The sequence below is a fragment of the Rhodoferax sp. genome (genome assembly GCF_028688795.1).
In the GTDB taxonomy this organism is placed as follows: domain Bacteria; phylum Pseudomonadota; class Gammaproteobacteria; order Burkholderiales; family Burkholderiaceae_C; genus Rhodoferax.
The window spans coordinates 1-4,757 of record NZ_JAQTXM010000082.1 but is presented as its reverse complement, the minus strand read 5'-3'; the positions used below and the strand labels follow the sequence as shown (position 1 = coordinate 4,757).

The following is a 4,757-nucleotide window of genomic DNA, read 5'->3' as shown; positions in this document are numbered from 1 at the left end:
CAGCACTCGTGATCAGCGGTTCCATGTTGCTGCTCACGCCGATGGGTGGATGGCACCATAATCTGGGCGAAGTGATGATCATCAGTGGAATTGTCGGTATGGTCGTCATCGCGATCGGTGTCATGCGCCACGGCCCCGGTCAACGCTGAAGCAGGCGTACCACCGTTTTTTCCCTCCTTTCTGCCAAGTCTAGTCGTCCCAATATCTCAATGGGAAGCTGTCTGTCCTGGGCTGTCGCAGACGACCCCAACTTGACCGGCTGCCGATTTTACTGACCAAGGACTGATGCATTGCATCAGTAAAGTATGCTGAGCTTCTTGATCCTCAAGGTATCTCACTGGTTTTCGGCAGCCTCGGTCAAACCTATAACCGCCATGACTGACATTGCTTTGCGTGAAGAACTCGGGCCGGTCTCACTTACAGAGGTCGCCTCGTGGCACCAAATTTCACTGGCATACCTTGAGTTCTTTAGCACTAGCGCGCCCCTCGATAGACTGCCACATTCAACATCAATGTGGCTTCCTGCCCCTGATAGTTTGGAGCCGTGCAAGACCCCGTCTACCTTTACGAAATGGCGCCAGTTGCCGACGTACTACAAAGGGTCAGCGGTGCGGTCGGTTCACGCGCGCTAGAAGGTGCAGAACCGCTATTTAAGTGTGCCGGTGTGCCTTACACGAACGCGAGATTGCTTCGGACGATCCGGCGCAAACGGTAATCGAGATCGCTGGCCGCTATGGCTGTGAAGCCATCATTCTGGACGCCAGGGGCATGGGTGCGCTGCGCAGTGCCCTGGCTTGGCTCCGAATCGCAGGCGGTGCTGCATGCGTCCAAGGCGCCTGTAACGATCGTCAAACATTACGCAGCAAATTTCGCGCACTGATCGACGGATGCCTCGAACGGAGCATCCGCCACCTGCGCGGTGGCTGACATGAAAACAAGCCGTCGACCCATTCATCAGATCGAGATGCGCAGAGCAGATCTCTCACAGCTATTCAATTCGACGGATCCGACGCGCTACGATCACCGTGACCTCGATACCGATGCTGAGAGGTACCTGGAAAGCTGCCCGTTGCCAATGTCAACAATGTGGATGGGAAGCAGCCAATTAAGCGCCAGCTCTTGGAACCTCGACAGCAAAAGTGTTTTTGCTTCCCGGAAGCTGCCACCCGTGAGCACCCGCTTGTGGTCGAGTCCGGGCACTGAAATCAACGGCACATTGCCAACTTTTCGATGTACGCCAGCAACCTGACCGATAAGTCATGTAACTGAACCGCGTTCTCGTCGTGGACGGGCAGTTCGAAATCTTTCGGATAGCACCGCAGGACCTGTCAGGTATGAGTGACCTGGTTAACCAGGCATTGGAAATCTTCGAATTGAGGGACGTTTCCGATGGGGTCGTAAGATCGTCCAGACATTGCATTTGCGCCTTCGCGGTATGGGTAAAGCCAGTCCAGCGGGGGTTTGCCACCTTTCCCCCAAAGTTTTGATGCTGGACTGGCCTTCCTGAAAGGAATGCCGTCCCATGCTAAAAAATTTCGCTTTCATTTTGCTGCTAGCCCACGGCATCGCCGCAATGGCGCAAACCGTCGGCGGCAACGTCTTTTGCGCTGGCACAGCGTATGACCCATCACCCGCTTCAGTGTCAATCGATGGCACCGTTGCCGCATCTGATGTGGGCCTGCCCGGTGCCATTTGGGTGGGTATTGAAAACCCTGGGGTTCCCGGTTACCCAGCTGCCTTTTTGACACCTAGTGGCTGGGTCGCCTGGACGACCGGCGGCTTCCCCACTTACGTTGAAACACCTGCACTGGGGTCAACTTTTTCGTATTCCGCGTGTATCCCAAGTTCGCTCACCGGAGGTGGCTGTGCCTCAACCAGCGCCGATTTTGTTGGTTGGAAAGTCTATGCGGGCTATGGCGTCTTGACGCCTGAGCATCAAGCCTTGATTGGAAAACGGCGTGTATCGCTCGACCTGGCCAAACCCTGGCTACAACAAAAGGGAAAGTGGCGTGCTGACTATGAGGATGACCTGGCCTTTCGCAATGCGCTGGTTCAAAAGTCAGCCAATGAGGGCCGCTGGGGACCAGCGCTAACCATTCCACTGATCGACTGCACCCCGCCTGATTCCGGTGGTCAATGAGTCTGTACCTGAAAGACCACCTATGGAAACTTTGACTGGTGAGCAACAAAAGCGAATTGCCCTGCTGGATGCCTTTGAGGCCAAAACTGCCCCTGCGCGAGAAATTCGCAATGGCGGGATTGATCAGCACGAACAGCAATACCGGGAAAAATGGCTGCAATTGCAGTCCAGCATTGAAGCAACCCGTGGCGATCTGCAAACCAGACTGAAGGGGCTGGGTGCCTCTGATCAATCGATCTCCGCGTCGGTGGCCATTGAGCTGGCCAAACTCACTGAAGGCTATTACGCCGAAAAAGACAGGGCCGCTCGCGAACTCGATGGCACGCTGGTCAAACCGCAAAGCTGGCTTGATTTCCTGAAAGAGTCAAAACTTGAACAGCCCGATGACCCCATTTTTGACCGTCTGATTGAAGAAGCAGAAAAGGCACCAGATTCCGGCCAGGAGGGCTTCAGCCAACAAACAGCACCCAACATTGTGCTGGCTGATTTGCAGGCGCGTGAAGGTAAGGACGGCGTCATGGAATACACGCGCGGCTTGACGGTGGCTGTGCGTGATGTCGGTGACCGCCTGGATGTGCGAAAAACCGATGATCGCGACGTCGAAGCAGCGCTCAAGATTGCCGCCAAAAAATTTGACATCGACAAAGGCCTGCTGTTGACCGGTGACACGACCTTCAAGGTCCGTGCAGCGGAAATCTCTGGCAAATTGGGCTACCCGTTGCAAAACACGGAGCCCGAGGTGTTAAGGGCCTGGATGTGGGGTAAACAGGTCGCCCAAGGGCTTGAACGCGCGCATATCCCAGGTGTTGAAGCGGGCATCAGCGGCGATCCGGTCAAGAACCTGACGATTGCGCCCGTGGGCAAGTCCGTTCTTCGTGCTGACCAACGAACGATGGACATTCTCACAAAAAATCCTGTGGCCGGAATTGACCTGCTGGGTGATGACAAGATTTCCATGCCTGATGAACGCATGCTTGCGGCCAACGCCAGTATCAAAGATTTGGGCTACCAGGCAATTCACCAAATAGCCAAGGTTGACCTTGAACAGCAAAACGGCGGTGTTGACCCCGGGTCTGTCGATCTGCTGCGCGAAAAAGGGATTTTGGACACGGATGGCAAGCTCACGCAGCTTGGAACGGATGTGGTCATGGTGCGTGATGACCGCGTCATCAGGGAACGCGAAACGCTGGAACCGTCACTGAGTGCCAGCATTGCACAGTATTTCAAAACGTCTGGCGACTACGTGCGGGAGGCCTTTTTGGCCGAGCGGGAGAAGGCTGCACCTGAAGTGACTGAGGACAAAAAAGAAAAGGCACTCGAAGAGGAAAACGCTTTCCAGCTCGGCGAAAAAATCCCCAAAACCCGCCAACAAGTATTTGAGGAAGAACTTGAACGTTGAACCACCACGCCCCACCGCAATGGGCATTTTTAAGGAAGAAACCATGCAAGCAATGACACCCCTCTCTGAGCAAACAATGGCCGAATTGGGCATACCAGCCGACGCCCAACTGCATTCGGTTCGCGATGCTGAAAAACTCGGCATTGAGCTCTCCGGCCCTGAACATGACGATGTTGACGCCCTGGATTTTGTCGAGGTGCATCATGACTGAACCCAAAAAAGACCTGCGTGAGCAAATCACGGACCGCATCGTCGCATCTTTGGAGTCGGGTGTCATGCCCTGGCGCAAGGGTTGGAGCAATGAAGGGGGTGTTGCCGCCGGCCTGCCACGCAATGCGGTTTCCGGCCGCATTTACAGTGGCGGCAACCGGCTCATGCTGATGATGCAGGGGATGGACAAAGGCTACGCCGATCCACGCTGGCTGACCTACAAGCAGGCAGCCAGCCTGGGCGGTGGTGTCACCCAAGGTGAAAAGTCAACGCCCATTGAATACTGGGACGAATTGCCTTTTCATCGCCGCCGGGACGTTGACATCACCCACAATGGCGCTCGGGTAACGCTTGCTGAAGCGCCTGAGAAACATGCCCAAACGGTCAAACTTGCCAGTGGGCTTCAGGTGGACACGCGTCAATTGGTGGTGGAGTCTGACGGGACCAAATACAGTTGGCGGCAGGCTGAGCGGACCTTGAGCTTGCTGTTCGAAAAAACCAGCCATGCCTTCAATGTCGAGCAATGCAACGGCTTGACCCTTGAACCCATCGCCACAACAAAAGACCGACCCGCTGTGGAAAAAATCGCGGCTGTAGAAAAAATTGCCAGCGGTATGAAGCTCGACGGCTTGACGCTTGGCCACGGCGGTGACCGGGCGTTTTACTCGCCTGCACGCGATGCCGTTCAAATGCCAAATCCGGATCAATTTGAAAGCCCTGAAGCGTATGCTGGCACGCTATTGCATGAACTCGGCCACGCCACCGGCGGAGAAAACAGGCTGAGTCGCCCATTTTCGAATGGCTTTGGTTCGGATGAATATGCCCGTGAAGAATTGGTGGCAGAGTTGTGCAGCGCTTTCGCCAGTGCTGAGACGGGCGTTCAGTTTGACGACAAAAATCACGCGGCTTATATCGGCTCGTGGCTTGAGACCCTCAAAGGTGACAAGCACGCCGTTTTTGCAGCGGCAAAAGACGCGTCGAAAGCAGTGGACTATTTGCTTGAGAAAA

General features: G+C 55.1%; 4 protein-coding genes. All 4 read left to right on the top strand.

Features of this window, described 5'->3' with window-relative positions:
* Positions 1 to 1,522 precede the first annotated feature (1,522 nt).
* A complete protein-coding gene (locus PHQ58_RS23270; protein WP_300116211.1) occupies positions 1,523 to 2,140 on the top strand; it encodes a hypothetical protein in 618 nt (205 codons plus the stop codon).
* Positions 2,141 to 2,162: 22 nt separating this feature from the next.
* Positions 2,163 to 3,539 (top strand): LPD7 domain-containing protein, encoded by a 1,377-nt coding sequence (locus tag PHQ58_RS23265; protein WP_300116209.1) that lies wholly within the window; start codon positions 2,163 to 2,165, stop codon positions 3,537 to 3,539.
* A gap of 43 nt (positions 3,540 to 3,582) precedes the next feature.
* Positions 3,583 to 3,750, top strand: a complete 168-nt coding sequence (locus tag PHQ58_RS23260; RefSeq protein WP_300116207.1) for a hypothetical protein — start codon at positions 3,583 to 3,585, stop codon at positions 3,748 to 3,750.
* Positions 3,743 to 4,757, top strand: a 1,015-nt coding sequence (locus PHQ58_RS23255) for a zincin-like metallopeptidase domain-containing protein (protein WP_300116206.1), incomplete at its 3' end; no start/stop codon positions are given. The genes PHQ58_RS23260 and PHQ58_RS23255, both read left to right, overlap by 8 nt.